This is a genomic window from Phaeovulum veldkampii DSM 11550, assembly GCF_003034995.1.
Lineage (GTDB): Bacteria > Pseudomonadota > Alphaproteobacteria > Rhodobacterales > Rhodobacteraceae > Phaeovulum > Phaeovulum veldkampii.
This window is the reverse complement of record NZ_PZKF01000025.1, coordinates 1-24,615: the sequence shown is the minus strand read 5'-3', so window position 1 is coordinate 24,615 and position 24,615 is coordinate 1. Positions and strand designations below refer to the sequence as shown.

Here is a 24,615-nt window from a genome sequence, read left to right as displayed (position 1 = left end):
GTGCTTGCCTCGAACCGGCGTGGCCCCGATTTGCGCGCGACGGAACGGATCGCCAAATTCGGCAGACGGTCGCCCGCTTTCGAGGCTCAAAGCACCGGCAACTGGCGGCAAAAGTCAGGCTCTCGCCGGGCGCCCCGAACTCCGGTGCCCGTTTGTCGGCCATGTGGACCACACCCTCGGCGCTCTTTCTCCATAGGCAGCGCCTTGCCCCCCGCGGCTTCGTCCTTCCGAGGTTTGTCAACGTGGACCGCCACCACCCGGCGGCAACCGTCGCGCTGCGGTCCACGTCGAAAAACCTTCAGGAAAGCAGCCCTTGGCTTGTGAAGAAACGACGTCCGCTTTCCGGCTCGAGTCAGAACTGCGGTTCAGTTCCCTCTTCTCACCGGACCTGTATGGAATCGAGATAGGCGATCAGTGCCAGGACCTCGTCATGCTCCAGCACGAACTCCGGCATTTCGTGACTGACCATGATCCCTTCTGCCAGTGCCTCTCCCAGGCTCTCGATCGGATAGAGCCTGCCAAGGAAGCGGAACGGTATTGCCCGAGGATTGGGGCTGTGATCCTCGGCGGTGACGCCGTGGCAGCGGGCGCAGTTCTCCTGCACCAGGGCAGAGCCATCGCCTATCGGGTCGGCACTGACCGGGGCCGCAAGGACAACCAGCGCTGCGGCGAGGTATCGCATCATCTCTGCGCCTCCCGTGCGTTCAGAAGGAACTGGTAGCGGGTTATGTCTCGAAAACTGAGGCAACAGCACAATCGGACCCAAACCGAGATAGACGGATGACGCATGAAGTTTGGGCGCTTCTGCGCTGTTGTCGGTGCAGATCTGCGCGCTCGTCAACCGCTTGGCCCTGCGTATTACCGCGTCACCCATCATTTCCGATGCTCCTGCAACCCGAGTTCTGCCCGGATCCAGCCGAAGGCGTAGTCGCCCATCGGATCGTCACCATGCCGCCTGACGCGGGGATTTGCCCCCCAAGGCAGGGATCGCCGCGATCGCTGTGGAAGATGCAGCCCCGAAGCGGGGACCGCGGGGCGATGGACATTTTCAGTGCCCGGATCGCCAGATCGCGTTTCATGCGGTTGCTGACGGCCCAGCATGATTACGTGCCGCGAAAGCCCACTCGTCAACGCGATCCGCACCGCATCCCTGCAAAATTCATCCGTCCTGCCTGTGTCCATGGTTCATCTCCTTTGCTGCACATTACGTGATCAAAGCAGCGGCACCAATCCGCAACAGGTCCAGGCACATCGCAGGAAGGTGACGCGCTCCGCACGTTGAGGAACGTCTGATCAACGGCTTTGGCTGCGCCAAGATGGCCGCGTGACTCGTTGTGCCACCCGAATACCTGCGTCCGTAGACTGTTTTCGCGCATTTCGAGCCGCCTGAGCGGCCCTTTCGTGGGTTTCAGGCAGGCTCGTCCTCATGCCATCAGCCTCCGTCGCACCAGGAACAGGTTGCCGAGGGCGAAGAGTGTGAACAGCTGGGCGCGGTTCTTGGCGAGGCCGCGGTAACGGGTCTTCACGTGGCCGAACTGACGCTTGATGATGCGGAAAGGATGCTCGACCTTCGCGCGCACCATGGCGATGATCCGGTTGATCCGTTCGTCGACCGGGTGCAGCGAGCCACCCTTCGGGGCCTTGCGCATGACGCCCCAGACCTTGCCCGGCCCCGCGAATGCGGCCTCCCGGTCGGCGCTGACATAGCCCTTGTCGGCCCAGACCGAGGTTTCTTCGCCGTGCAGCAGTTCGTCCCAGACCTGGCTATCGTGCAACTTGGCGGTCGAGGTTTCCAGACTGTGGGTCACGCCGCTGTCCGCATCCACGCCGACATGTGCTTTCATGCCGAAATACCAGTCGTTGCCCTTCTTCGTGGACGACATCTCGGGGTCGCGGGCCTTGGCCTTGTTCATGGTCGATGACGGCGCGTCGATGATCGTCGCGTCCACCAGCGTGCCCGAGCGCAGCGTGATACCCTTGTCGGCCAGATGGGCGTTGACGTCGGCAAAGATTGCCTCGGTCAGCCCGTGCCGTTCCAGCAGGTGCCGGAAATTCAGGATCGTGGTCTCGTCGGGAATGCGGTCGTCACCCAGTTCGATCCCGGAGAACCGACGCATCGCCTCACTGTCGTATAGGATTTCCTCGGCCATCGGGTCGCTCAGCGCATACCAGTGCTGAAGAAAGTAGACCCGCAGCATCGTTTCCAGCGGCATCGGCGGGCGCCCGCCCTTAGGTCCGACCTTGGGGTAATGCGGCGCGATGAGCGCCAGCAGCCGCCCCCACGGAACAACCGCCTCCATCTCCGTCAGGAACTGCTCGCGCCGCGTTACCTTCTTCTTCATCGCGTCTCGAAGACCGGGAAAGGCAGGCTATTTCGGCATCGGCGGGGCTCCTCGTCGCGCCCCGCAAATCCTATCAGATCACGCCAAAACGCGCAGGTTTTTCAGACGTTCCTTGAAGCTTCCATTGGACGGCTCCGCCGTAACCACCGATCTCCGGGCCCAGTCTTCTGTCGAGGAGTCGCGGGCGGATTGATCCACGTCATTGCTAAATTCTTAGCATCTGCAAACATTCTCAAATCTCGGAGGACGGTCGGTGTGGACTTGGCAATCAAGATCGTCCCTGCCTCCGCCGATCGCGGGGTGTGATATGAGCGAGATAATCACGTTGAGTTGGCCCACGGGAAAAGGAGCTTCGGAGATCGCGTTGCGTACTGTCGTGGCGGCACTCTTCTGTCTATCAGCCAGTGTCTCAGGCACGGCTCCTCTCTGGACGGTCATGCTCGGGTTTGCGTCCGGCCTGGCGCTATACATCCTCTGGCCGAAAGCCCGGTTCCCTGCGGGGACAAGCACGATGCACCGCGGCAGCGCGGTCATCGGGCCGGACATCATCGGCGTCGGGCTGCTTGCCCTGTTCGTGGCGCTTCCGGTCTGGATCGGCCGGGCCGAAGGCGCCGAGGGGCTGCACGGTTCGGCGCTGCTGATCTGGCCACTTCTGCCTGCGCCACTGGCCCTGCTGTTCGTCGCGGCGTCAAACGCCTGTTTCGGGCTTTGGGTCGGTCCTGCCGGGCTGAGCATCAGCAGCCTGCGGAGAACCGAACGGATAGGCTGGGACGAGATCATCGGCTGGCGGCCCTGGCGGCGCGACCGGTTGAGGGTATTTCGTGCCGTGGCACCGTTCCTGCCGCCGGGTGCTGCCGGTGCGGTGCTGCTGGCGCGGGCCAGCACGGGGGTCGAGATCGTGCTACGGACCGGCCGCAGCCGGCGCCTTCCCCGGGAAGGGTTCGAAAACGGGCTTGCCCGTGTCCAGCGCGCACTGACCGAACGCGGCCTGCCAAGGCTGGAGCCGGCACATTGAGGAGACGCATCTGACGATGAAAGGTTTTCTGGCCATGACTCTTCTGCGGGCGTTCTGCCTGGCGGTCTTCCTTCCTGCGGCGGTTTGGGCGCAGGCGCTGCACACCTTGGGCGAAGCCGAGGCGCAGGTTCCCGCCGACTGGGCCGAGGCGGGCCGGCGGGGTGATCGCGAGGTCGATTTCACCGGTCCCGGCGGGGCTTATCTGATGGTCCGCTGGTGGTTCCCGGACGAGCCGCTGACTGGCCACGATGGAGAGCTGTCGGCCGAGACGCGCAGCTTTCCTGCCGGGCCCGCGCTGGTCAGGCAATCGCGCACCGGGCCGCTGGTGCAGGTTACCATCGCGTTCGAGAGACTGAACCGGAATGGTGAACGGCTGCTGCTGACGGTGGGAGGCAGCGATGCCGATCCGCAGGCGCTGGAGGCGCTGCTGCTGCCGATCGCCGAGTCGGTGCGATTTGCCGGCGACCCGGCCTCGGCCGCGACGGTCGTGCCGCAGGCTTCGCCGGGCACCGCGGCATCGGGCGGCCGGAACCATCACGCCGAAGGTGGGTTTTCGCTGGCCATTCCGGCGGGCTGGACCATCCATCCGGTCAGTCCTGACGAGGGGCATGGTCTGGTGGCGCTGTCGCCGGCGGGTGATGCGCTGCTGCATGTCGCGGTGTTCGATCTGGCGACGGCCGACACGGTGCTGCTGTGGTGGGACCGTTTTCTGGCCGAAACCGCAATCCCCACCGATATCCTCGGCGAAAGCCATGATCCCTTCGCCGGGATCGAGGGGGTGGCTGTCACGCTGGAGGCCGAGGTCTATCCCTTTGCCGGCATCACCCTGCCGTTCCGACGTGGCAATGCCTGGATCTTCACCGGCAGCGCGTCGGAGGGCAACGTGATGCTGGCTTCCCTGCACGCCGCCGACGCACCGCCCGCCTTGCGGCAGGAACTGGCGGACATGGCGGCGAGCTTTGCCTTCGGTCAGCCGGCGCCGACAGCAACAGCCGAAGCGCCCCCTCCCGCGCCCGCACCTGCCGCCCCCGCGGCGGCGCTGTCGGCGGCCGAGACGCTGGCGCTGGTGGCCAGCGGCTTCGAGGGCGGATGCACCGCGCGCGACGTGGCGGGCGATGCCTTTGCCGGTGCGCTGGCCGCGATGGCCCTTGCGCCGCAGGTGGTGGCGGGCTGCGCGGCTGGCACGATCGAAGCGGCCGTCGTCTCGCTGCCGCAGGACCCGCGCCAACCGCAAGCCGCCATGCTGTGGCTCCGAGCATTGACGGCGGCGGGTGGCAGGGACGTGGCGCTGGCCGACCCCGCGCGCCGCCTTCTGGTCCTGCTGCGTGCCGATGGCGCCGCCGGGTTCCGCATCGAGGTTGCGGATCTGGCCGCTACAGCGCCCGCCGCGCATGCTGCTGCCGAACCCACGGCCGAGCCCGCAGAGCCGCCGGGCCAGCTGTTCGCGGGCGTGGAATCCCCCGACTGGGCGCTGCATCTTGCGCGGCGCGGGCAGGCGGAGTGGACCCGGTTCGAGGGCGGGGCCTTTGTCGCCGAGGTGCCGGCCGGCCCGGATTTCCGCGTTACGGGCTTGCGCACCACGGCGCCGATAGTGCGGCTGCCTTCGGCATCGGACGGCTTTGCCACGCGGCTGTCGATCGACCTCGACACCGCGCGGCTGGACAACATCGTCATCGCGCTGGTTGAACCGGGGCTGGAAGACCAGCTTGACTGGCACGACCACGAAGTCTGGCTGGCGGTGGAACGGGACGGCGATGTCGTGCCCGAACTGGTGCTTGCGGTGCAGCAGAAGATGCAGGGCCGCATGCCGCTGCCCGACGCGACGGCGCTTGCCGGCCTGCAGATCGAGATGCGGCCCGACGGGCTGATCCTTGTCTCGAACGGTACCGGCGCGGTGCTGCTGGAGGGGCGGCTTGCCGCCCTGCCGGGCGATGGCCCCTTCCATCTGCAGATCTCGGCCACCGCGCCGTCGGGTGAGGTTTCCGCACTGCTGGCCCTGCGCGGTGTGCGGATGGAGGATGTGGCGGTCGCCGCCGATGCCGACCCGGGCGCGCTGTTGGCCGATGCGCCCCAAGAGGTGGAGCTGTTCGACGGCCGCACCCCCGGCCCGCATTTCGCGCTGCACGGCCCCAAGGGCTCGGCCCCGCTGATCAGTGTTGGCGACGGCCTGCACGTTGACGCCGCGGGAGCAGCGCTGCAGGGCCTCGGGCTGTTTTCGCCTGAACCGGTCATCTGGCTTGACCGCTTCGGCCCCGGCGCCAGCGCCCGCCTGCGGCTGGAGTTCGACCCGGCTGCGACGCAGGGGGTGCAGGTGGCGCTGGCGGCGTCGATGTCCTACGCCGATCAGGAGCCGCACCGCCCGCGCGCCCTGCTGCACTGGCGCAAGGTGGGCGATGCGCATTACCTGACCCGCACCATCGACACGGCCGAATCGCTGCACGCGGTCGTGCCAGGCATCCCCGCCGTGGTTGATCTGGTGCTGACGCCCGAAGGGGTGCAGATCGTGGCCGAAGGCTTCCCCGACGACGTGCTGCCCTGGCCCGTGCTGCAATCGGGTGCCGGCCTGCGGCTTTATGTGCTGGCGATGGGCGACCATGACAGCCAGGCCGCGCAGATGGCCATGCGCCGGATTACCCTCTTGCGCATGCCCGCCGCACCCGCGGTTGCCGACGACCTGCCCCCCTCTGCCCTAGAGCCGCTTCCGGTGGTGCGCCTGTTCCCAGATCCCGCCGCCCCTTGGGAAGGCCACGGCGTCGCCGGCCTGACCTTCGAAGAGGCGGGGCAGTTCACCGCAGATGGCGCGGTGGTGGTCCTAGCGCCCGAGGGGTATCAGGGCGGCCGCGCCGGGGTGCTGTCGTCGGCCCCGGTGGCGGTGCTGGACCGTCGGCTTGACCGCACGTCCTATCGCCTTGACTTCGCCTTCGATCCTGCCGCCACGGATGGCGCATATGTCACCCTGTCGCAGACGCCCCAGCCAGACATGGACGACAGCGGCGAGATCTTCATCTCCCTCGTTCGGCAGGCGAAGGGGCGGCTGGCGGAGGACTGGCTCTTGCATGTGCAAGGCGGGTTCTACGCCACCTGGACCCGCCGCATCCCAGCGGCCAAGATGGCGGGCTGGGACGGGCGGCTGACCCTGCGCATCGACAGGGGGGCCGCGACCGTCTCGCTGCCTGGCATCACCGATCTTCACGCGCCCGATTTAATCGGGTTTCGCAAGGGCGTGTCGCTGTTCGCCACCGTCCAGTCGCGGTCCTTCGATCCTTATGGCGCCGCGAAGATGACGCTGCGGTCTGTGGACGGCGGCTGGATCACCCCGTCAGGCATGACGGCGCGGTCGCGGCTGCTGCTGATGGGCACCAAGGACTTCGACGCCGAGGAATATGTGCGGTTGTTGCGCGCCGAGCTTGAGGAGACCGTGCCATGACGACCCGTCCCCGCCTTGCCCTCGCGGCCCTGATCGCGCTGGCGCAGCCGGCGCTGGCGCAGACCGCGGCCGATCCGGCGAACATCTTCGGCCTGCCAGGCGATGGCGGCGCGGCGGGCATCGAATCCGGCACGGCGGTGATCGACGACTCGGCCGCCGTGGCCGAACTCGCCCCGCTGCGCCAACGCTTTGCCGAGTTTCGCGCCGCGGGCTTTCCGCTGCCGGATGTGGCCGATCTTGACGCCTACAATCCCGAAACCCTGCTTCAGGCGGCGCGGCTGATCGAGGGGCAGGACGATCCCTGCACCGCAGCGGCCGACCTATCGATGTTCCTGAACGCGCGCATCGCTGATACCAACCTGCGCGACAGCCTGGGCACGGTAGACCGTCCGCTGTGGATGACGACGAAGGTTCTGGCGACCATGACGCTGCCCGATCCCGTGGGGCTGGGCGGCGACATGACCGACTGGCTTGCGGGGCTGAAGAACCGCTTCTCCCATATCGGCCCGCTCTACAACGCCTGGCAGTCCGCCGGGATCGTCAAGGAGCACTGGGGCGACACCATCGCGGTCAAGCACGGAAACTGGGCGCAGCAGGTCTATGACGAGGCCCGCCGCGAGGACTGGTCCGCCGAGGAGATCGGCACCGAGATCGTCAACCTGCAGGCCCAAAGCAACAGGATCCTGGCCGAGATCAACCGCGACACCACCGCCTTCGAGGCTGCCGTCAAGGCCGAGGAGGACCGCCACGCCGCCGCAGACGCCGAACAGGACGCCGCATATCAGGCCAAGCTGGCCGCCATCGCCGAGGACGAGGCCACCGGCGGCGAACGCAAGCGGCGCGAGAAATGGCTGCGCGAACATGCCGAAAGCGGCGAGCCGAAATCGGGCATGGGCCGGGTCATCGACCCGACGCGCGATCCGTCCGGGATCAGCAATGAATGGGCGATCACCGAAACCGAACCGGGCGGCCTCTACTACCGCGAGGAACGCGCGCGGGCGTTTCAGGAACTGCAACTGCGCCGCATTGCAGAAAAGCTGCAATACGAGGCGACGCTGACCAAACTCGGCTTCGATTTCGACATGACGATGGAGGATCGGCTTGAAACACTCGCCGAGCTGCAGGTCGAGCGAGAGACGCTGCACCGGATGAACCTGCCGATGGCGAACGGCAACTGCAAGGACATCGCCAAGCCGGGCAAAGTCAAGGAAAAGCTGCCCGAGATCGGGATGGAGACGCTGATCGCCCTGCCGCATGACGAACTGCTGAACGTGCTGAGCGTGCTGAAGATCCTGCCGCCGGACGACATGATGACCTGCATCTGTCAGCGTGCAGCCTATGGCCAGATGGGCACGACGCAGATCTACCACCCCGACACCTACGGCGAATACGACGCGCGGTATGCCTGCAACACGCCCGGCCCTCCCTGCATCGTCTCGGGCTATGGCTGCACGCGCAACCCGCTGCCCTCGAACCCCGCCTTCTGGAAAGACTGCGCCATCGGCACCGACATGGACGGCATGACCGTGCCGGAGGCGATCATCGAGCGATTGAACAACGGCGAATGACCGGCCGGCGCAGGAAAAAGGATCCCGTAATGACCACACAAGCAACCCGTCTTGCCTGCACCACCGCGGTGGCCCTTGCGCTGTCGCTGGGCCTTGCCGCGCCTCTTGCGGCCCAATCGTCGACCGACACCGTCGCCATCGCCCGCAGCGAGGTGCCGGGCGATTGGTCGGCGCAGATGTTCCGCGGCATCGCCTTCGCGCTGCCCCCCGGCTGGCAGGAAATGGGCCGCAGCGACGAGAACGTGATCTACTTCGGCGGCGATGTCGCCACCCGCACCGGTCCCGGCTTCGGCCTGATGCTGGAAGACGACCCGGACCAGACCTTTTCGGGCAGCACGATCGTCGAATTGGGGCAGGTGACGTTCGAGAACGGGCAGGTCTTCCGTCGCATTTCCTCTTCGGTCACCGAATCCGGCGTGGAGATGTGGGCCGAGATCCTGATCTCGAAGGTCCCGGTGTCCGGAGACGATCATCTGGTCATCGTGCAAAGCGCCTATGGCGACGCACTTGACCCGTATCGGTCGGTGCATGCCGGCATCCTCGCCTCGCTGGACCTGCCCGCGCCGGGGTCCGTGCTGCGCGAGCCGGTGCTGGGCGGTGCCTTTGTCGCCCCGGTCGAAGGCACATGGGACACGAAAAGCCACAGCGACGACGAGGTGCTGACCTACGAACAGCGCGACCTGGCCGGCGAGGTCACGCTTTACCGCTATGCCGCCGATCCGGCAACGGGCCATTTGAACAGGTGGTATCTGCCGTCGGATGTCGCGGGCCAGCCGGTCACGCTCATGGACCAGCCGGCGCTGCTTTACGAATGGACCCAGCGGTCGAACCGGTTCTCCGACGGCAGCGACGCCGATACCACCACCCGCATCTTCGTGTTCGAAACCTGCCTGCCGGGCCCCGATACGCTGGCCATCGGGTTCGAGGGGCTGCCCTCGTTTTACCGGTCGGAACAGGTGGCGCAGCTTGTGGACGCGATAGAACCGGCGCGCGGCGATGCCGCTTGCGGCGCGGCGAACCTGCCAGCCGGGGCCGTTGCCGGTTCCCCGGGAGCCCGCCCGGACGGGCTGGCGGGTTTCCAGGCCGTTGGTGTGCCGGCCCCCACCGCGCCGGCCGCAAAGGCCGAAGGGACGGCGCTGAATGGCATCCTGACCTACAGCGCCCGCGAGGGATGGATCGCCATGTCGGGCGAGGGCACGCTGACGCTGATGCACCCGGACGGGCGGGGGGTGGTCACGGTGGCGCGCGGCGCCGCGGTCCTGCCGCCAAACGGCCTCGCCGCGCTGGTGCCGCCCGGCCGCCTGCCCAGTTTCTTTGGCGACTATTACATGGAGTGGACCCAGTTCGGCTGGCCCTCGACTTCGGCCGAGTTCATGGACAACGGCCAGCCGGTCACCGGCTGGCACTTCCTGAACATCTCGCGCAACTGCCTGCCGGGGCAAGAGCCGGTGGCGTTGTATTGGGCCGGGATCAACAGGTTCCTCAGCGGAGACACGCTGCGCGACTTGCTGATGGGCCTGCGGTTCAACTGGCCCGAGGGGATGGAGGAATGCGCCCTGAAGGATGCGGGAGTGGGCGCCGCCCTCTCTGGCCTGCCCGCAGAGCCCGCGCCCGAGCACTCGGCCGCGCCCGAACCCGCGCCCCAACCCCAGCCGCCCGTCGCCGCAGAGGCCGAACTGCTGCTGCCCCCGCCGCCGCCCCCGGTCATGCCCGTAGAGGAACCGGCCGAAGAACCGGACGCCTTCATCGAAGGCGAGGCCGGCTACACGCTTTACCGCAACGGGCGCTATGGCACCTTCATCGAATACCCCGCCAGCTACTTCCGCGCCGAGCCGCCGCCGGACAGCGGCGACGGCCGCACCTTCGTGTCGGCGGACGGCCAGTCGCAGTTCTATGTCTTCGCGCAGTACAACGCCCTTGGGCTGACACAGGACGAGATGATGCGCCAGGATATCGAACAGGGTGGCACCGACAGCGTGACCTACCGCAAGTCGGGCGAAGGCTGGTATGTGCTGTCGGGCTATGGCGATGGGGGCGTGATCTACTACCGCAAGGTCATCCTCGATCCCTCGGGCCTGGTTCAGGTGTTCGAGATCGCCTATCCGCCGTCCCTGAAGGAGGCGTTCGATCCGGTCGTAACCTACATGGCCAACAGTTTCGGCCCCGGAACCCCGACCGGCGACTGGACCCAAGGTGTCGATCCGGCCTGGGATGACGAGGTCACGAAAGAACCTGTTCGGGTGGACCGCCTGACGAGCCCCGCCCGCGGCACAGACTTGCGCAAGGCGCTGATGGCGGCCGCGCGCGGACCCATCGAGGCGGAAATCGGCCTAAGCATCGTCTTCGTCGCCTCGGTCCTGCGCACCGACGGGACCTGGGCCTATCTGCAGGCCGTCCCGCACAACCCCGACGGCAGCAGGATCAACTGGGCGAATACACCCTACGCCGCCGAGATGAAGAAGGGCGTCATGAGCGATACCGCCATGGTCCTGATGCGGAAGGTGCAGGGGGAATGGACCGTCGTCGACCACATCTTTGGGCCGACCGACGTCTACTGGCTGAACTGGGCCAATGCCTACGAACTGGACGAGGCGCTGTTCACGCCCTGAGGCCAGCGTCGCCAGACGCGGCCTTGCCGGCACATTACCTGTGCGCAGGGGCTGGTTCCCGGTCCTTGAACCTGACCGTTGCCGCCCCGAAATCGGCTTCTGGATACTGAAACGAAAGGAAATCGACATGGAAAGAGCGCCCCCCGGACCAGAGACGTTCCCCGTCATGAAGGGCAAGGTGGCGATCGTCACCGGTGCCGCAATGGGCATGGGCGAGGCGACGGCGCGACTGTTCGCCCGGGCGGGCGCCAAGGTCGTGCTGACCGACTTCAACGCCGAGGTGGGCGAGAAGGTTGCGCAATCGATCCTGGACGCCGGTGACAAAGCTGCCTTTGTCCGCACCGACGTGTCGATCTCCGACGAGGTGAAGCAGACGGTGGCCTTTGCCGTCGAACGCTTCGGGCGCCTTGACGCTGCGGTGAACAATGCCGCGCTGAGGCCCGACAACGCTCCAGCCGCCGAATTCGACGAGGCTTACTGGGACCGGCTGATGTCGGTTGACCTCAAGGGCACTGCACTGTGCATGAAGCACGAACTGGCACAGATGGTGGCGCAGGGCGGCGGCGGGTCGATCATCAACATCTCGTCGGTCTCGGGCTTCCGCCCGCAGCCCAACACGATGGCATATGTCGCCGCCAAGCACGGCGTGAACGGCCTGACCAAGAACGCGGCGATGGAATACGGCCGCCACAACATCCGCGTGAACGCCATCGCGCCGGGTGCCATCGACACGCCGATGCTCAAGGCCTTGCTTGACGAGATGGGGCTGGACCGGGGTGAGTTCGCGAAAAAGCTCAGTGTGCTGGAGCGTTTCGGCCAGCCCGAGGAAGTGGCGCAGGGCAGCCTGTGGCTGGCGTCCGACGCGTCGTCCTTCGTGACCGGCACGGTGCTGTTCGTTGACGGGGGATACACTGGCGCGATGTGACCGCCAATGGCAGACCTACGGCACGCCGCAGGGCAGATTGGATTTCCCGCCGTGCCCGCAGGGCTATCTTGGGAGGCCATATTGCGCCACGAGCCACCGGGCGAAGGCTGGAGAAGGTCGGCTTTCAGACCCGTCCCCTCCAGCAGCCGGTGCTTGTGGAGGGGAGGCACCATGGTTCCTCAAAAGCTGCCGTGACATCCTTCGTGGCGACCGTCCGCTAAGGGCCGTTCACGAAGGCCCAAACCAGCTTCACCTGCCACCTTTCGAGGCGGGTCGTTGGTCGCGGATTTCATCCCACCCCAAGCCCCGGCCGCCCACTGTCGCACTCCGGACATCGTCGTTGGAAGATGTCCGAGCCGTTGGCGCCATATCGTGCTCCGCAGGCGTGGCACCGCAGCAAATAGACGACCTGATTGTGGTCGTTACCCGGCAGACCAGTCTTGGACAGCACCTCCTGGAGGTTTCGGTTGATGTAGCCTGGTGTTGTCGTCGATGCCTGCGCCATGGTCGACGCCACCCTTCCCCGCTGCTTGCGGATCGGGGGCCAGCTACTGCCAAGGATCCACCCCTCCACCCGTCCCGTCATCGCAACGCTTTCAGGCTCGGGCGCGGCGAAGGCCTTTTCGATCTCCCCGGTGGTGCTGGCATCCTGAAGCCATCGGGCGATTGAATAGGCGTCATGTTGATCGGCAGTTCGGTCGTCTTGGGGGTAGGCGGCGCTCCATAGGCGCGGATAGGCCTCGGTGATCACTGACGTCCCCGAAGCGGGGTTCCATCCGTCGAAGGGCCAGAAGTGTAGCTCTGGCCGCGCGCGTCGCATGTATTTCAGCCAAGGGATGCCGGCGTGGGTCGATTTCGCGACAGCGCCTTGCACGTCGAAATGGAAAACGGATTTCGCCGACCCGGTCGCTTCTTCGGTCAGGCGGCGCCAGTGCCGCTCACCCCATCTGGCAGCGCCGTTTCCGACAGAGCCATCGCGCACGAAGTCGACATAGGTGTGTTTGCCGTCGGTCGGCCAATGGGCGCAGAAGTCATCCAGGAAGACGGGCCAGTCGGGCGGCAGGCCGTGTCGCTCGAAGTAACGGATCGGGAAAGAGAATCCGTGATCGATGCCGACAATCGTCGGCACCTGGCCATCGAGCGTTCCGACCAGCCATTCCGCGAGGCCGCGGCGCGTCCAGTACCTCTTGGGTCCAGCGGGCGGCAGAACTTCCTCTGGCGGGGCGTCGCCGTCAGCCTGATAGACCCGGAGTCCTTTCAGGCTGGCCTCGGCTGTCTCGGCACCTGAGTAGTCGATGCCGATCGTCCGTTCGAACCTGCGCTCCTGCCCCATGCTGACCCCACCTGATCCCGCGAAACGGTCGTCGTGCCGTCTGTCCGCGCAACAGGTTCAGGTTTCGGAGCCGCTTGCACATCCAACAGGGCAAGTCTGCATGACGGCCGGACATCCCGCAAGTCCGAGGACCGCCTCGTGCTGCGATCCAGCCACAGGGTCAGACGCCTTCATCCTTTCCCGGAACGACATCGGCACCACCCTCTGCGGTCCGGTCGCGGGAAACCTCCCGCAGAAATCTGTCGCCAGTGGCAAGCTTTCGGCCGAGGCTTTGCAGGAACCCCTCGAAGCGCTCAGCGCCTTTCGCACGGGCGGCGTCCCTTGCGGCTTCGGGCAAGGGCGGCGTGACGGTCATCCAGAAGCGGATGAAGAGCGACAGGGTTTCCCCAAGGACGGCGAGATCCTCGTCGAGACCCTCGACCTGACGGCCGAGCCTGTCGAGCCGCCGAGAGAGCGCGGCCTCCATGCGCTCGCTCGTGTCACCCGAAAGGAAGGACGCGACCGCCGCCTCGATGACGGCGGATTTCGAGACGTTCCGGCGCAGCGCCAGCGCCTCGACCTGGCCCAGCAACGCCGGGTCGAAATAGACATTCATTCGGGTGCGACGAGTCATGACGGCTGCTTCACAACTCGATGCCGTCATCGGGGTTCATCGCGACTTGGCGCGCCACCATGCGCATGCGTTGCCGGATAGCACGGGCCTGAGCCGCATCGACATCGGGCTCGTCATCGAGGAGGTCGAACTCCTGCAACGGCACCGGTGGAGGCGGAACGATTTCTTCCTGCTCCGGCAGTTCCGGTTCACGTCGAATGCCGGCATTCGCCGGGTCGCCAGTGAGGGTGTCGGACGCGTCGGACTGCACGGAGGTCGCAGCGGGGGTCAGATCAGACCAATCGTCCGACGGCCGCAGCCCTCCGACCGCGACCGATCGGTTGCGCAGGTCAGGCGGCGGCAGCACCCGTTCCCGGAAGCGCTGGTCCTCGAAGTAGCGGGCCTTGGTCGCCCGGATCGGCGGAACGCCTGCCACCATGACGATCTCGTCGGTGGGCGGCAGTTGCATGACCTCGCCCGGCGTCAGCAGCGGCCGCGCGGTTTCCTGACGCGAGACCATCAGATGCCCGAGCCAGGGCGCAAGACGGTGCCCGGCATAGTTGGTTGAATCGCGCATCTCGGTCGCCGTTCCAAGCGCATCGCTGATCCGTTTCGCGGTGCGCTCGTCATTGGTCGCGAAGGCCACGCGCACATGACAATTGTCGAGGATGGCGTTGTTGGGACCGTAGGCGCGCTCGATCTGGTTGAGGCTCTGGGCGATCAGGAAGGATTTCAGGCCATAGCCCGCCATGAAGGCCAGTGCGCTTTCGAAGAAATCGAGGCGGCCGAGCGCGGGGAATTCATCCAGCATCAGCAGCAGCCGGTGACGCTTGCCCGAAGTCTTCAGCTCTTCCGTCAGGCGCCGCCCGATCTGGTTCAGGATCAAGCGGATGAGCGGCTTGGTGCGGTTGATGTCGGAGGGCGGGACGACCAGGTAGAGGCTAGTCGGGCCGGGCCCTTCCACCAGATCGGTGATCCGCCAGTCACAGCGCGCCGTGACCCGGGCGACGACGGGATCGCGGTAGAGCCCGAGGAAGGACATGGCGGTCGAGAGGACGCCGGAGCGCTCATTCTCGGACTTGTTCAGAAGCTCCCGCGCCGAGGACGCGATCACCGTATGCACGCCTCCTGACCCGAGATGGGCGGTTTCCATCATGACGCGCAGCGTCGCCTCGATCGGTCGACGCGGGTCCGACAGGAAGTTCGCGACCCCAGCGAGGGTCTTGTCCCGCTCGGCATAGAGGACATGGAGGATCGCGCCGACCAGCAGCGAGTGGCTGGTCTTTTCCCAATGGTTGCGCTTGTCGAGGCTGCCTTCGGGATCGACCAGAATATCGGCGATGTTCTGGACATCGCGGACCTCCCATTCCCCCCGCCGGACCTCGAGCAGCGGATTGTAGGCCGAGGATGCGGCATTCGTCGGGTCAAAGAGCAGCACCCGCCCATAGCGCGACCGGAACCCTGACGTCAGTCCCCAGTTCTCGCCCTTGATGTCATGCACGATGCAGCTGCCGGGCCAGGTCAGCAGGGTCGGCACCACAAGGCCGACGCCCTTGCCGCTGCGGGTGGGCGCAAAACACAGGACATGCTCCGGCCCGTCATGGCGCAGATAGGCCCGCTCATGACGCCCGAGGACCACACCATCGGGGCCGAGCAGACCGGCCGCATGGATTTCCTTCGCTTCCGCCCATCGGGCCGAACCATAGGTGGCGACGTTGCGCGCCTCGCGCGCCCGGATGATCGACATGAGGAAGGCAGCGGCGATGGCGAGCGCCGCGCCAGTGACGGCGATGGCGGCCCCTTCCATGAAGATGCCCGGGGCATAGGCATCGAAGGAGAACCACCACCAGAAGAACGCGGGCGGATGGTAGACGGGCCATCCCGCAGCCTCGAACCAGGGCGCGCCAAGCTGGGGCTGGAAGCCGAGGCGAAAGGCCACCCACTGCGTCGCCGCCCAGACCATCACGAGGACGATCGAGAAGACGGTGATGATCTGGCCCCAGAGGATCCGGCCTCCCCGCATGCGCGCTCCTGCAAGAACTTGCGTGAGGCTCATTTGAAGGTGCCGATATCGAGCTGAGGCAATGGGTTAACTTGCGCCCGGAAGCTGCCGGATAGGACGGGCGGCACATGGGATGGGAGGAGTGTTCAATCCTGCGGCCATGTTCTTTGCGGATGCCAGATGCAATCCGCCGCGCGGAAGCAGGAGTGTTCATGCAAGTTCTCCCGGGCGCGGATTGATCATGCCAAGGACGCGTCGGCGGATGGCCTGTTCAGGTCTTCAGCGACGCCGGCATTAGTCGCGGCCCAGCGTCATGCGGAACGTCTTCTCGATACGGCTCATGTCCGACGGCGCGACCCCGGCCTGCTCGGCAAAGGCGCGCCAACTGTCCACGGCCTCGACCACCTCCTCGATGGTCCGCTTCGCCCGCACGGCTTTCACGCCCACATTGGACGCGAAGGCCATCAGGTCGTCGCGGGTGAAATCGTTGCGCTTCCCCGCCAGGCTCATCTGGTGATCGCGCGTCCAGAGACCCGACGGGTTGTAGGAATAGGCGACGTCATAGGCGGGCGACAGACGCCAGCCCCCGGACCGGTCCATCAGGAAGGAGATGTTCTTGACGTGGTCGTCCTGGTTGCGGGCCACAACATTGAAGATCGCGCGACGGACCTGTTGTTCCACGACATCCATGCCCAGCCCGAGATCCCGGATCGTCAGGGCCGCCTGCTCGTAGGAATAGGAGGCCGGATCGTTGAAATCGAAGTGCTGCATCGCGCCCAACGACTGCATGTGTAGCTTCCGGCCGCGTCCGTCGCGGTCGAATCGCCGGGTCATGAAATGGCTTCGACCGCCTTCGTGGTGAAGCCTGCATTCCGACATGTCGATGCCCGCTGCCGTCGCCATCAGGTGATAGGCATACTCGATCTTTCCGAAGCCCTGCGGGTCGGCAAGTTCCTTGTCGCGGTTGTTGGACACGCCGTCGAACTTCAGAAGCCAGTGCTCGTAGCCCTCGTCCACCTTGACCTGGCCGGATCTGAACTCGCCCGTTTGCCGGTTCCAGGCGAGCACGGCCTTGGCACGCGCGCCCCCCGCCGAGGTGCCGACGCTCAGGATATCTTCGAGCGCTTCGGCGTCATTGTCGCCACCGAGCCTGCCGGCAAGGGCCGCGCGCTCACTGAGCACCCTGTTGGCCAGATCCACCAGCTGGGCCACTTCCAGCTTCTTCGAACGACTGGCCTTGCGGATCGTCGGCTCGAACTCGAGGGCACCGATCCCGCGGTTGCCGATGTAGCACAGCCGGTCGACCGGGCTGAACCCATCCGCGCTCCGCCCCGTTTCCGCAAGCCACGCATCGATGAGCCGGTTGCCGAACTTGTCCGGCAGCGCGTCGGCGAGCATGCCTGGCAAGCCCTTGAAGGTTTCCCTTGCAAGCGCGGGAAACGCGTAGGGCGCTTCCCGTACCGGCATCTTCAGCGGCGCGACCTCGATCCCTGCCCCCACGAAGGCCGGATCATATTGAAAGATGCCAAGCGCGCGCGATGCGTCCCAGCTGACTGCGCCGATGCGGCGCCCCCAAAGGATGACGCTCGCGTCAGTCATCGCCATCCTCTCCCCATGTCCATGTGGGTGTCCTGGGCAGTTCGGAGGGCGCGCGCGCCCTTTGGCGTTGGCGCCCCTTTTGTGAGACCCGCTCGATGGGCCGGATGTCACTCGCCGGCAAGGCCGAGAGGATGGCCTCTTCCAGATCGAGCACTGCCAAGACGCGCAGGAATGTGTCGAGGGTCGAAGGTTCCCCGGCTTCGAGGCGACGCAGCGTGCGAACGGCGATGCCCGCCCTCTCGGCGAGGTCAGCCTGGGTCACGTTGCGGGCGAGCCGGAGGCGCGCGAGGCGCTGGCCGATGTCCTGTTCGATCTGCCGAGGTGTCGCCATGTTGACTCCAGAGGCCTTTTGAGTCCGCTTAGTGTGCTATTCCATACCTTAAAGGCCAGATAATGCCCCTTAAGTGAAATCTTGTCAAACGGCAAATTTCGACCTCTTAGATAGCGAATCTTGTCTCAAACGGCAACATTGTGCCTCTTATCATTGAATTCTGACTTGATGCACCAAGGATCGCCCGAAGACAGCTGGGGCGTCCCCAAGGACAAGTTCATCCGTCATGCCGACCATACCCTCCGCGATGGCGATGGCAGCAACTTGGAACCGCGCCCCGCATATCACGACTGCCGAAGCCCGAGCGCGGGAGGCTGATCTCTTGGCCGGATTGGTGCAACAGGACGCCCAGATAGGTCTGACCTCAGACCCCAAGGTCCTTCCCTCGCCCGAGTTGCCAGGAGATCGACCCGCCCTTCGCGACACCCGTCACTTCGCGCCCCAGCTGGGGATCGATGACGGGTCGCCAAGGGACCAGCGTGAATTCGTGGCTCTGCTCGACCAGGGCGAACTTGCCGCTCGCAAGGGTCACGGTGCCCGTGAAGGTGCCGCTGACCCGTGCGCCGTCAGCCGCTGGGCGGAAGGCAAGGCCCTTGCGCTCGGCCAAGGCCGCCCCAACCCGGGCGATCTCTCGCTCGCGCAGGGTCGCTACCAGATTGCGGCGGTAGAGGATGCGGGCGCCCTGTCGCGTCGCATCGCCACGTGCAAGGTGATGGTCACGACGCTGATCAAGCGCGTCGCGCACCTCCTGCCCGAAGCCCGAAGACGCGATGTCAGACCGATCGCCGCGCAGGAGCCGCTGGTCGAGCCAGGTTGCGCCATCGGCCCCGATCTGTTTGTCGAGCGTCATGGCCGACAGAACCCGGACCGTCGCTTGTCGGTTGCGACCCGCGTCATGGGCGGCCGAACGGCGCACATAGTCCTCGGGGATCCGCCATCGATCCGCGTCGATCCGCTCGACGATCCCGGCGCGGCGCAAGGCCTCGAGCCTGCGGACATGGGCATCGACGAAGCCCGCATGATCGCCGCCTGGCACCCGGCCCTCGAACCGGGCCTGTTCGAGATGGCGGCTCGGCCGATAGATCCCGTCCTCGGCCATGGCGGCGATAGCGCGATCAGAAGGCCGGGCCGCGGCATCGGCAGGCCCGACCTCGACGATACTGCCGACCTTTGCCTCCTCGAGGCGGTCGGCATCCAGCCCCGAGACATGATGAGTCCGGCCGTCGAGGCCATCCACCACAAGAGTCAGGCTTTCGCCCATCTCGTCGGTCAGAAACTTGTCCATGACCCGCCCGGTGATCGGCACTTGGGGGGCAGCGTCATGGACCTCGAAGGTCATGGGATCGCGGGTCAAGCCATCGGCCTTCAGGGCGCGGTGAATGCTGCGAATGATGTCGCCACGCTCCCCCATGGCGCGCAGCGTCGGCTCCAGCCTCGGGTTCAACTCCCAGACGCCCGGAGCCTGTTCCGTGGCGAGGCCCATCTTCTGCAGTCGACCAAGGCGACGAAGACGGAGGGTCCGGTCAAACTGCCGCCGCGCCTCCTGCGGTTCGGGACGCAGGTCGAGGAGACCGTCCTCGGCCTCCGAGATCATCGCGCGATCGATCCGCGTGAGCCGGTCCTGGTCGACCTCGGCCGCGAGCTTGCGGGTCTGCTCACGTTCCGAGACCGGGCCAAGTTCAAGCGTGGCAAGCGCGCTCGCCCGCTCCCGGATGCCATGGGCAAGGTAGTCGCCATGGATGACGAGGGTTTCGCCGCGATCATCGCAACCGCGCACGATGACATGCACATGGGGATGACCCGTGTTGTGGTGGTTGACGGCGACCCAGTCGAGCTTTGTGCCGAGGTCGCCTTCGACGCTGCGCATAAGGTCACGGGTATGCCCTGTCAGGTCGGAAAGCTCGGCGGCATCCTCGGGCGCGATGATGAACCGGAACTGATGGCGATCGTCGCGTCCCCGCGCGAGGAAGGCCTCGCCATCGGCCTGATCCTCGGTCGCGGAATAGAGCTGTCCCGGCGCGCCGTCGCGGGATGTGCCGTCGCGCTGGATGTAGCGCAGATGGGCGGCCCCCTTCCCGCTGCGGCCAGCCTGCCGGACATAGCGGGTCTTCACCACAACCCGACGCATGCCCGGCGTGCTGTGTCGCCAGCCGCCCGAGAGGTTCCGGGCGCGGACGAAGGCCGCGCCCCGCCCGCGCCGGACGCCCGCCCCTTCCGCACGCCGTCCCGCCGCCTTCGCGCCCTTCCCGGCCGAATTGGAAGCGGAACGCGAGGCGCTAGAGGGCGCGCGCGCCGCGCCGCGCACGGGTCGGTTGCTATGCTGGCGGGCGAGCTTCTTCGCACGGCTCAGAAAGCTCTTGGCCTTGCCCGCTTTCGGACTGTCCGAGCGGATGGCCCCCGGCCGCGGTTCGAACCGGTTCTCGTCATCGCCGCTCATGGAACCGTCCGGGGATCAAGGGGCGCCTGCTGGCGAGAAACAGGGCACAGTGCCGCAAGTAGCGTCGCGAATTCAGGAACTTGTCGCACAGCGCGGCACCACGGCCCGGAAAGCAGGGTGCCACATCCGCGCCCCGAAAACAGTGTGCAGACAAGGGCTTGCCCGGAAACCGACGCCTCGGGGTGCCGGTTTCCTTTATCTTGCCCTCCGCCTTCCCTGCCTTTTCCGCTTCTGCCGCCGGGATCGCAGCCAGGCGTGCCCTCCCCGAACCTGTCAGCTCAGAGTGGCATTCTGATGCCGTGCATGCGCTCATGGTCCGCCCAATCCCGCGCCCGGGGTCACGAAAATCCCGTCCGCCGGGACTCCGGGCTCCGGCGCGCTCCCGGGCATACCAGACGCGATTTGCTGCTCGGACCGCGCCACGAACAGCGCCGCATCGCGCCAGTCCAGCGGCAGAGTTTGCGCAACCCTCTGCGCTTCCGATGCAGTCCCGCTGCTGAGAAGAGGGGCGAGTGCCGCCACATAGGCACGCGTCTCGGCGGGCAAGGGACGCCCGGTTTCGAGATAGGCGTCGTAGCGACCGGGCCCGGCATTGTAGGCGGCAAGCATAGCGGCGACATTGCCGTAACGGTCCCACATTTCGCGCAGATAGACGGTCCCGGCGAGGATGTTGTCGCGCGGATCATGGGGATCATCCCCGAGCCCGTGGCGCGCGCGCAAGGCGGCCCAAGTGCCAGGCATGACCTGCATCAGCCCCATGGCTCCCGCGTGGCTGACGGCGCTGGGATCATTGGCGCTTTCGGCGCGCATCACCGCGACGATCCAGTGTGCCGGGATCCCGAAACGCTGCGCAGCCTCGGCAATGAAATCGCCGTGGGGATGCGCCTCGATCTGCGCCGGAACGGGCTCCGCATGCGCGATGGCGGGGCCATGGTTGAACGAAGACAGTGCGCAAACGAGCGCCGCGATGTGACCGTGCCGCATGGCCATCAGTCCCGGTCTTCGCGGGGTTTCGGACGATTCCAGTGCAGCGACCAGGCGGCACCGGCGTCATCGTCGCGAAAGAGATTGGCGCGGATCGGCTGCGGCAGGGCCGGATCGTCGAGCAGGACAGATAGGTATTCACCGGCCTTCTCGCCGCTGCGCTTCCAGGCGGCCCCGACCTCCGGACCCTCTGCATCACCGGCATGCACGCGATAGGCCGGTGCGTTCTCGGCCTCGCTGTTTTCCACCGGGACGAGGGCAAGCGAGAGGTCGAGTGTGAGCGTCCGGAGCTGTCCGGTGAAGCCCGTTTCTTCGCGGGTGAACTGTCCGATCTGTGACATGTCAGGTCTCCTGTGTTTGGGGTTGGGTGGGCTGTCAGGGGTGCATGAAGCGCCCGTCTCGGGGCTCGGCTGGCTCGGAAGCCACCCAGATCGGGCGCGCCATACCGATGACGGCGTCAGCCGGAAGCGGCCCGAAGTAACGGCCATCGAGGCTGTCCCGGACCTCGCGATTCATGAGGAAGATTTCGCCGTCCTGAAGCAGGCGGCAGCCCTGCCAATCGGGCAGATCGCGACCGAGCCGATCCTGCGGCAGCGCCTCGCCGAGGACGACGTCATCGACGGTAATGCTTGCGCCGCTGCGGCAAATGCGCTGTCCCGGCAGGCCCGCGACATGCTTCAAGAGCGGGACATCCGCGCCGATATAGCCCCGCGTGACCATGAACGCGGCAAGAGGCGCAGGCGGCATGACCGCGACGAGGTCGCCGATTTCGAGCACGGTCGGGCGTTCGACCCAGTAGAGGCCGAGCGGCACGCTGGCAGACGCGTTCCAGATCAGCCAAGCGGGCAGAACTGCGACTGACGGAGCTGCAAGACTCGCCAGACCCATCGCGGCCAAGAGGAGGATCACGGGGCGCTTCATGGCCAGATCCTGCCCCGCGCAAGCCAGGCCGCATGCCGCGCCGAGGAATAGACCGACGGGGACTGTCCGGCCGCGAGGCGATTGTGCACATGACGCCAATGATCCGGCGCGACGGCGGTCGGATCGATCCCGAGGGCTTCGATGGCATCGATGATTTCGAGGGTGCGCTTGACCCTCGGCCAGCCATCCAGCTGCAGCAGGATTTCGGCACCGGGATGCACGAAACTGAGGGTCTGGAAGGGCTCAGTGCGGAAGACCGCGCGCAGGATGACGAGCCGCGCCGCGACGGTTCCATGCTCATTTCCGGCCCAATGAACGCAGGCGAAGATCGCACCGGAAGCAAAGCCGACCCGTCGTCTTTGCCGATCGATCACCTGTTCGCGGCAGGAATGACCGAAGCGGATCCACTGCTCGACGCGGCGTCGCTGGAACGTCAGATCAACCCATGTGATCGACGAGATGGGCCGGTCGTGCGTCGTGTGTGCGTCGAGTTGCGGCGGAAGCTTGCCAGTCATGAAGGGGCCCCCTCTTCGGCGGAAAGAGGTTGGCCGATCAGATCGCGCAGCTTGGCGGCGTCGGTCTGGCCTTGCAGGCAGGCCGCAGCCTGGACACGCCGGCGCAGCTCGGACGTTACATCAGTGGCACAGATGGTCTTGCCGGTCCTGCTTCTCAGCCTGAGCAGCGCACGGGTCATGGCTGTTCCCGCGGCTTCCCGAGGGGCAGTTCTGGTTCTCGTGGAACGGGCTCGAAGGGCCCCCTTCCCCGGCGCCGATAGCCGGTTTTCAGCGCGGCACCGGTTCTTGCGATCAGGGTTTCGACAGCGGTCCTGCGCTCTTCAAGGTTAGAATCTTTGTTAGACTCTAAGTTAAGTGCGCGATTTTCTGTTTTGGTGCATGTGGTTGAGCGCGGTTTCGGTTCCCGATAGCACGAGCCTGGGGTTCCTGATGGCACGATACCCCGGGTTCCCGATGGCACGAGGCCATTCACAGCTTGTCCACAGGGCGCGGCAGGCTCAAAGGCCAACAGCATGCGGCCGCCGGTTTCGATCTCGGCGAAGAGGACATAGCCGGGCAGCGGCTGGCGGCGGATGATGTCGCGCAGCTCGAAGGCGAAGCGCTTGAAGGGCGAGAGGCTTCCGGATTTCTGGTGCAGGTGACGGAAATCGAAGCGCCAGCCGCCCGCCTGCCGCCCACCATGCTTGCGCACGAGGCGGTAGAGCCAGCGGTCGAGCCCGCCGGTCAGATCAAAATAGGCGCGGTCGATGGTCAGGATCAGCGCGTCATCGAGGACGGCGCGATAGAACCAGTCCGGGACGATCAGCTCGATGCCGTCGGGTCGCCCCCTCGCGTCGCTGCGTTCATGCCATTCGTTGATCCAGGAGAAGCGATGGCGCCGCCCCTCGGCGGGCTGGCGGATCGTCGTCGCCACCGTGGTCGATTGCAGCCGGTCCAGCGCAGCCTTCAGGCGCTGATAGTCCCGCTGCGACGTCCCGCGCCCGGTGAAGTTGAGGATCTCATAGGGTGTGGCCGCCATCAGACGCGAAGTGCGCAGACCTGCATCGCGCGCCTCAACGATCTGGCTCGCCGCCCAGATTAGGATGTCGGCATCCCAGATCGTGGCCATGCCGTGGTCGGGCACGGCCTCGACCCGGATCGCCACATTGCCCGCCACGAAATTGATGGGGCGGATGCGCGGCGACTTGGACAGGGAGAAGAAGGGATAGGCCATGAGATCCTGCGCATCACGTGGGGCGAACTCCCCCGGAAGCGCCCGAAAGAGGTCGAGTTGGCCTCGCTCGGAGGCGCTGCGGGGCGTCGGGGGCATGAGGAACCGGAAAGGCCGTCAGCGTGTTGCGCGCGCTGGCCCGGTATGCGGCGACGCAGTCAGACGCTTGGCCGGCAGGACCTGGCCGCGCGGATCTGAAGTCGAAGTGACCGAACCACGAGCGACCCAAGCCGTCAGGTCATCGACCGAATAGACGACGCGCCCGCCGAGCTTGTGATAAGCGGGGCCAGTTCCGTAGGTGCGGTGCTTTTCCAGCGTGCGCGCCGACAGGCTGAGGAACGTGGCCGCCTCCTTGGTGCGCAGGTAGCGTGGCGGCAGAACGGCGAGATCGGGTCGCATGGATGGGGCCTCCGTGGGTCTGAGGAAGGCCGTCGGCAAAGGACGGCCTGTCCCGCGCAGGCTGGCGAAGAAGTGCCGGATAGGGGGATGAGGAAGATTGGGGGTGGAACTATCCTACCCCCCTGGGCGGATAGCCTCGGGGGCCGGGGTTCAACATCAGGCGAGAGGTTCCGACTACCCGGGCTGCTTGGTTGCGGTAAGCAGTTTTGCGGATCCTCGGGACCGTCGCTGCAGTGCCCAATCTCCGCTGCATTCGCGAAGGCACTCCGGAGGAAGGGCGGGAAGCAGACGGTGGACGTAACCAAAAAAAGAAGCGGTATTAGTCCCTAGGGTCAGGACCCATAAAGCCGCTTGAGGCTCCACGGGCTGCATGATTCAAGCTCTCAAACAGAGGGGGCATGATGAG

The 24,615-nt window shown here is 66.1% G+C and carries 20 protein-coding genes; 5 read left to right on the top strand and 15 right to left on the bottom strand.

Annotated elements, in window-relative coordinates; translation table 11 throughout:
* Nucleotides 1-379: 379 nt before the first annotated feature.
* Together C5F46_RS16900 and C5F46_RS11170 are read right to left on the bottom strand one after the other, a co-directional pair.
* Entirely contained in the window at nucleotides 380-877 is a 498-nt protein-coding gene (locus C5F46_RS16900; protein ID WP_201161481.1) for a c-type cytochrome, read from the bottom strand.
* A gap of 547 nt (nucleotides 878-1,424) precedes the next feature.
* Nucleotides 1,425-2,342 carry an IS5 family transposase gene (locus C5F46_RS11170; RefSeq protein ID WP_107325433.1) on the bottom strand — a complete coding sequence of 306 codons (918 nt, stop codon included), beginning with the start codon at nucleotides 2,340-2,342 and terminating at the stop codon, nucleotides 1,425-1,427.
* Nucleotides 2,343-2,853: 511 nt separating this feature from the next.
* On the opposite strand from C5F46_RS11170, the gene C5F46_RS11165 reads away from it, so the two are divergent.
* The 5 genes from C5F46_RS11165 to C5F46_RS11145 all read left to right on the top strand — a co-directional run bounded on the left by C5F46_RS11165 (nucleotide 2,854) and on the right by C5F46_RS11145 (nucleotide 11,886).
* The gene (locus tag C5F46_RS11165) at nucleotides 2,854-3,357 is read left to right on the top strand and encodes a hypothetical protein (protein WP_107325432.1); all 504 of its coding nucleotides are present in this window, start codon (nucleotides 2,854-2,856) and stop codon (nucleotides 3,355-3,357) included.
* Between the two features lie 16 nt (nucleotides 3,358-3,373).
* On the top strand, nucleotides 3,374-6,784 hold the full coding sequence (locus C5F46_RS11160) for a hypothetical protein (RefSeq protein ID WP_107325431.1): 3,411 nt from the start codon (nucleotides 3,374-3,376) through the stop codon (nucleotides 6,782-6,784).
* The gene (locus C5F46_RS11155; protein ID WP_107325430.1) at nucleotides 6,781-8,352 is read left to right on the top strand and encodes a hypothetical protein; all 1,572 of its coding nucleotides are present in this window, start codon (nucleotides 6,781-6,783) and stop codon (nucleotides 8,350-8,352) included. The genes C5F46_RS11160 and C5F46_RS11155 overlap by 4 nt, the downstream gene beginning before the upstream one ends.
* Nucleotides 8,353-8,381: 29 nt before the next feature.
* Nucleotides 8,382-10,961: a hypothetical protein gene (locus tag C5F46_RS11150; RefSeq protein ID WP_107325429.1), complete on the top strand. Its 2,580-nt coding sequence runs from the start codon at nucleotides 8,382-8,384 to the stop codon at nucleotides 10,959-10,961.
* Nucleotides 10,962-11,088: 127 nt separating this feature from the next.
* Nucleotides 11,089-11,886, top strand: a complete 798-nt coding sequence (locus tag C5F46_RS11145; RefSeq protein ID WP_107325452.1) for an SDR family NAD(P)-dependent oxidoreductase — start codon at nucleotides 11,089-11,091, stop codon at nucleotides 11,884-11,886.
* 289 nt (nucleotides 11,887-12,175) lie between these two features.
* On the opposite strand, the gene C5F46_RS11135 is transcribed toward C5F46_RS11145, so the two are convergent.
* From C5F46_RS11135 to C5F46_RS11075, 13 genes are all read right to left on the bottom strand, one after another.
* Nucleotides 12,176-13,219 (bottom strand): hypothetical protein, encoded by a 1,044-nt coding sequence (locus tag C5F46_RS11135; protein WP_201161482.1) that lies wholly within the window; start codon nucleotides 13,217-13,219, stop codon nucleotides 12,176-12,178.
* A gap of 160 nt (nucleotides 13,220-13,379) precedes the next feature.
* Nucleotides 13,380-13,832: a ribbon-helix-helix domain-containing protein gene (locus tag C5F46_RS11130; protein ID WP_107325428.1), complete on the bottom strand. Its 453-nt coding sequence runs from the start codon at nucleotides 13,830-13,832 to the stop codon at nucleotides 13,380-13,382.
* A 10-nt stretch (nucleotides 13,833-13,842) separates the two neighbouring features.
* Nucleotides 13,843-15,834 carry a conjugal transfer protein TraG gene (locus C5F46_RS11125; RefSeq protein ID WP_107325427.1) on the bottom strand — a complete coding sequence of 664 codons (1,992 nt, stop codon included), beginning with the start codon at nucleotides 15,832-15,834 and terminating at the stop codon, nucleotides 13,843-13,845.
* Between the two features lie 273 nt (nucleotides 15,835-16,107).
* Nucleotides 16,108-17,418 (bottom strand): type II toxin-antitoxin system HipA family toxin, encoded by a 1,311-nt coding sequence (locus C5F46_RS11120; protein WP_201161483.1) that lies wholly within the window; start codon nucleotides 17,416-17,418, stop codon nucleotides 16,108-16,110.
* Complete coding sequence (locus C5F46_RS11115; protein WP_107325426.1) at nucleotides 17,405-17,743, bottom strand: helix-turn-helix domain-containing protein; 339 nt, start codon at nucleotides 17,741-17,743, stop codon at nucleotides 17,405-17,407. Before C5F46_RS11115 ends, C5F46_RS11120 begins: the two co-directional genes overlap by 14 nt.
* A gap of 364 nt (nucleotides 17,744-18,107) precedes the next feature.
* Entirely contained in the window at nucleotides 18,108-20,180 is a 2,073-nt protein-coding gene (locus tag C5F46_RS11110; protein ID WP_107325425.1) for a DUF3363 domain-containing protein, read from the bottom strand.
* Nucleotides 20,181-20,489: 309 nt separating this feature from the next.
* A complete protein-coding gene (locus C5F46_RS11105) occupies nucleotides 20,490-21,170 on the bottom strand; it encodes a lytic transglycosylase domain-containing protein (protein WP_107325424.1) in 681 nt (226 codons plus the stop codon).
* Entirely contained in the window at nucleotides 21,170-21,505 is a 336-nt protein-coding gene (locus C5F46_RS11100; RefSeq protein ID WP_058096051.1) for a DUF736 domain-containing protein, read from the bottom strand. Before C5F46_RS11100 ends, C5F46_RS11105 begins: the two co-directional genes overlap by 1 nt.
* Before the next feature lie 34 nt (nucleotides 21,506-21,539).
* The gene (locus C5F46_RS11095) at nucleotides 21,540-22,085 is read right to left on the bottom strand and encodes a S26 family signal peptidase (RefSeq protein ID WP_107325423.1); all 546 of its coding nucleotides are present in this window, start codon (nucleotides 22,083-22,085) and stop codon (nucleotides 21,540-21,542) included.
* Nucleotides 22,082-22,600, bottom strand: coding sequence for a DUF2840 domain-containing protein (locus C5F46_RS11090; protein ID WP_107325422.1), 519 nt, complete (start codon nucleotides 22,598-22,600; stop codon nucleotides 22,082-22,084). The genes C5F46_RS11095 and C5F46_RS11090 overlap by 4 nt, the downstream gene beginning before the upstream one ends.
* Nucleotides 22,597-22,779, bottom strand: coding sequence for a hypothetical protein (locus tag C5F46_RS11085; protein ID WP_107325421.1), 183 nt, complete (start codon nucleotides 22,777-22,779; stop codon nucleotides 22,597-22,599). The genes C5F46_RS11090 and C5F46_RS11085 overlap by 4 nt, the downstream gene beginning before the upstream one ends.
* Nucleotides 22,776-23,813: a replication initiator protein A gene (locus C5F46_RS11080; protein ID WP_235820153.1), complete on the bottom strand. Its 1,038-nt coding sequence runs from the start codon at nucleotides 23,811-23,813 to the stop codon at nucleotides 22,776-22,778. The genes C5F46_RS11085 and C5F46_RS11080 overlap by 4 nt, the downstream gene beginning before the upstream one ends.
* A 114-nt stretch (nucleotides 23,814-23,927) precedes the next feature.
* Nucleotides 23,928-24,209: a helix-turn-helix transcriptional regulator gene (locus C5F46_RS11075; protein ID WP_107325419.1), complete on the bottom strand. Its 282-nt coding sequence runs from the start codon at nucleotides 24,207-24,209 to the stop codon at nucleotides 23,928-23,930.
* Nucleotides 24,210-24,615: the final 406 nt, after the last annotated feature.

Excerpts from the sequence above, each read along its gene's own strand:
- C5F46_RS11125 (WP_107325427.1), bottom strand. The coding sequence starts at position 15,834 with ATGCGGGGAGGCCGGATCCTCTGGGGCCAGATCATCACCGTCTTCTCG.
- C5F46_RS11145 (WP_107325452.1), top strand. The coding sequence starts at position 11,089 with ATGGAAAGAGCGCCCCCCGGACCAGAGACGTTCCCCGTCATGAAGGGC.
- C5F46_RS11080 (WP_235820153.1), bottom strand. The coding sequence starts at position 23,813 with ATGGCCTATCCCTTCTTCTCCCTGTCCAAGTCGCCGCGCATCCGCCCC.
- C5F46_RS11170 (WP_107325433.1), bottom strand. The coding sequence starts at position 2,342 with ATGAAGAAGAAGGTAACGCGGCGCGAGCAGTTCCTGACGGAGATGGAG.
- C5F46_RS11150 (WP_107325429.1), top strand. The coding sequence starts at position 8,382 with ATGACCACACAAGCAACCCGTCTTGCCTGCACCACCGCGGTGGCCCTT.
- C5F46_RS11120 (WP_201161483.1), bottom strand. The coding sequence starts at position 17,418 with ATGGCGATGACTGACGCGAGCGTCATCCTTTGGGGGCGCCGCATCGGC.
- C5F46_RS11165 (WP_107325432.1), top strand. The coding sequence starts at position 2,854 with ATGCACCGCGGCAGCGCGGTCATCGGGCCGGACATCATCGGCGTCGGG.
- C5F46_RS11110 (WP_107325425.1), bottom strand. The coding sequence starts at position 20,180 with ATGAGCGGCGATGACGAGAACCGGTTCGAACCGCGGCCGGGGGCCATC.
- C5F46_RS11115 (WP_107325426.1), bottom strand. The coding sequence starts at position 17,743 with ATGGCGACACCTCGGCAGATCGAACAGGACATCGGCCAGCGCCTCGCG.
- C5F46_RS11135 (WP_201161482.1), bottom strand. The coding sequence starts at position 13,219 with ATGGGGCAGGAGCGCAGGTTCGAACGGACGATCGGCATCGACTACTCA.
- C5F46_RS11100 (WP_058096051.1), bottom strand. The coding sequence starts at position 21,505 with ATGTCACAGATCGGACAGTTCACCCGCGAAGAAACGGGCTTCACCGGA.
- C5F46_RS11155 (WP_107325430.1), top strand. The coding sequence starts at position 6,781 with ATGACGACCCGTCCCCGCCTTGCCCTCGCGGCCCTGATCGCGCTGGCG.
- C5F46_RS11130 (WP_107325428.1), bottom strand. The coding sequence starts at position 13,832 with ATGACTCGTCGCACCCGAATGAATGTCTATTTCGACCCGGCGTTGCTG.
- C5F46_RS11095 (WP_107325423.1), bottom strand. The coding sequence starts at position 22,085 with ATGAAGCGCCCCGTGATCCTCCTCTTGGCCGCGATGGGTCTGGCGAGT.
- C5F46_RS11090 (WP_107325422.1), bottom strand. The coding sequence starts at position 22,600 with ATGACTGGCAAGCTTCCGCCGCAACTCGACGCACACACGACGCACGAC.
- C5F46_RS16900 (WP_201161481.1), bottom strand. The coding sequence starts at position 877 with ATGATGGGTGACGCGGTAATACGCAGGGCCAAGCGGTTGACGAGCGCG.
- C5F46_RS11075 (WP_107325419.1), bottom strand. The coding sequence starts at position 24,209 with ATGCGACCCGATCTCGCCGTTCTGCCGCCACGCTACCTGCGCACCAAG.
- C5F46_RS11105 (WP_107325424.1), bottom strand. The coding sequence starts at position 21,170 with ATGGCCATGCGGCACGGTCACATCGCGGCGCTCGTTTGCGCACTGTCT.
- C5F46_RS11160 (WP_107325431.1), top strand. The coding sequence starts at position 3,374 with ATGAAAGGTTTTCTGGCCATGACTCTTCTGCGGGCGTTCTGCCTGGCG.
- C5F46_RS11085 (WP_107325421.1), bottom strand. The coding sequence starts at position 22,779 with ATGACCCGTGCGCTGCTCAGGCTGAGAAGCAGGACCGGCAAGACCATC.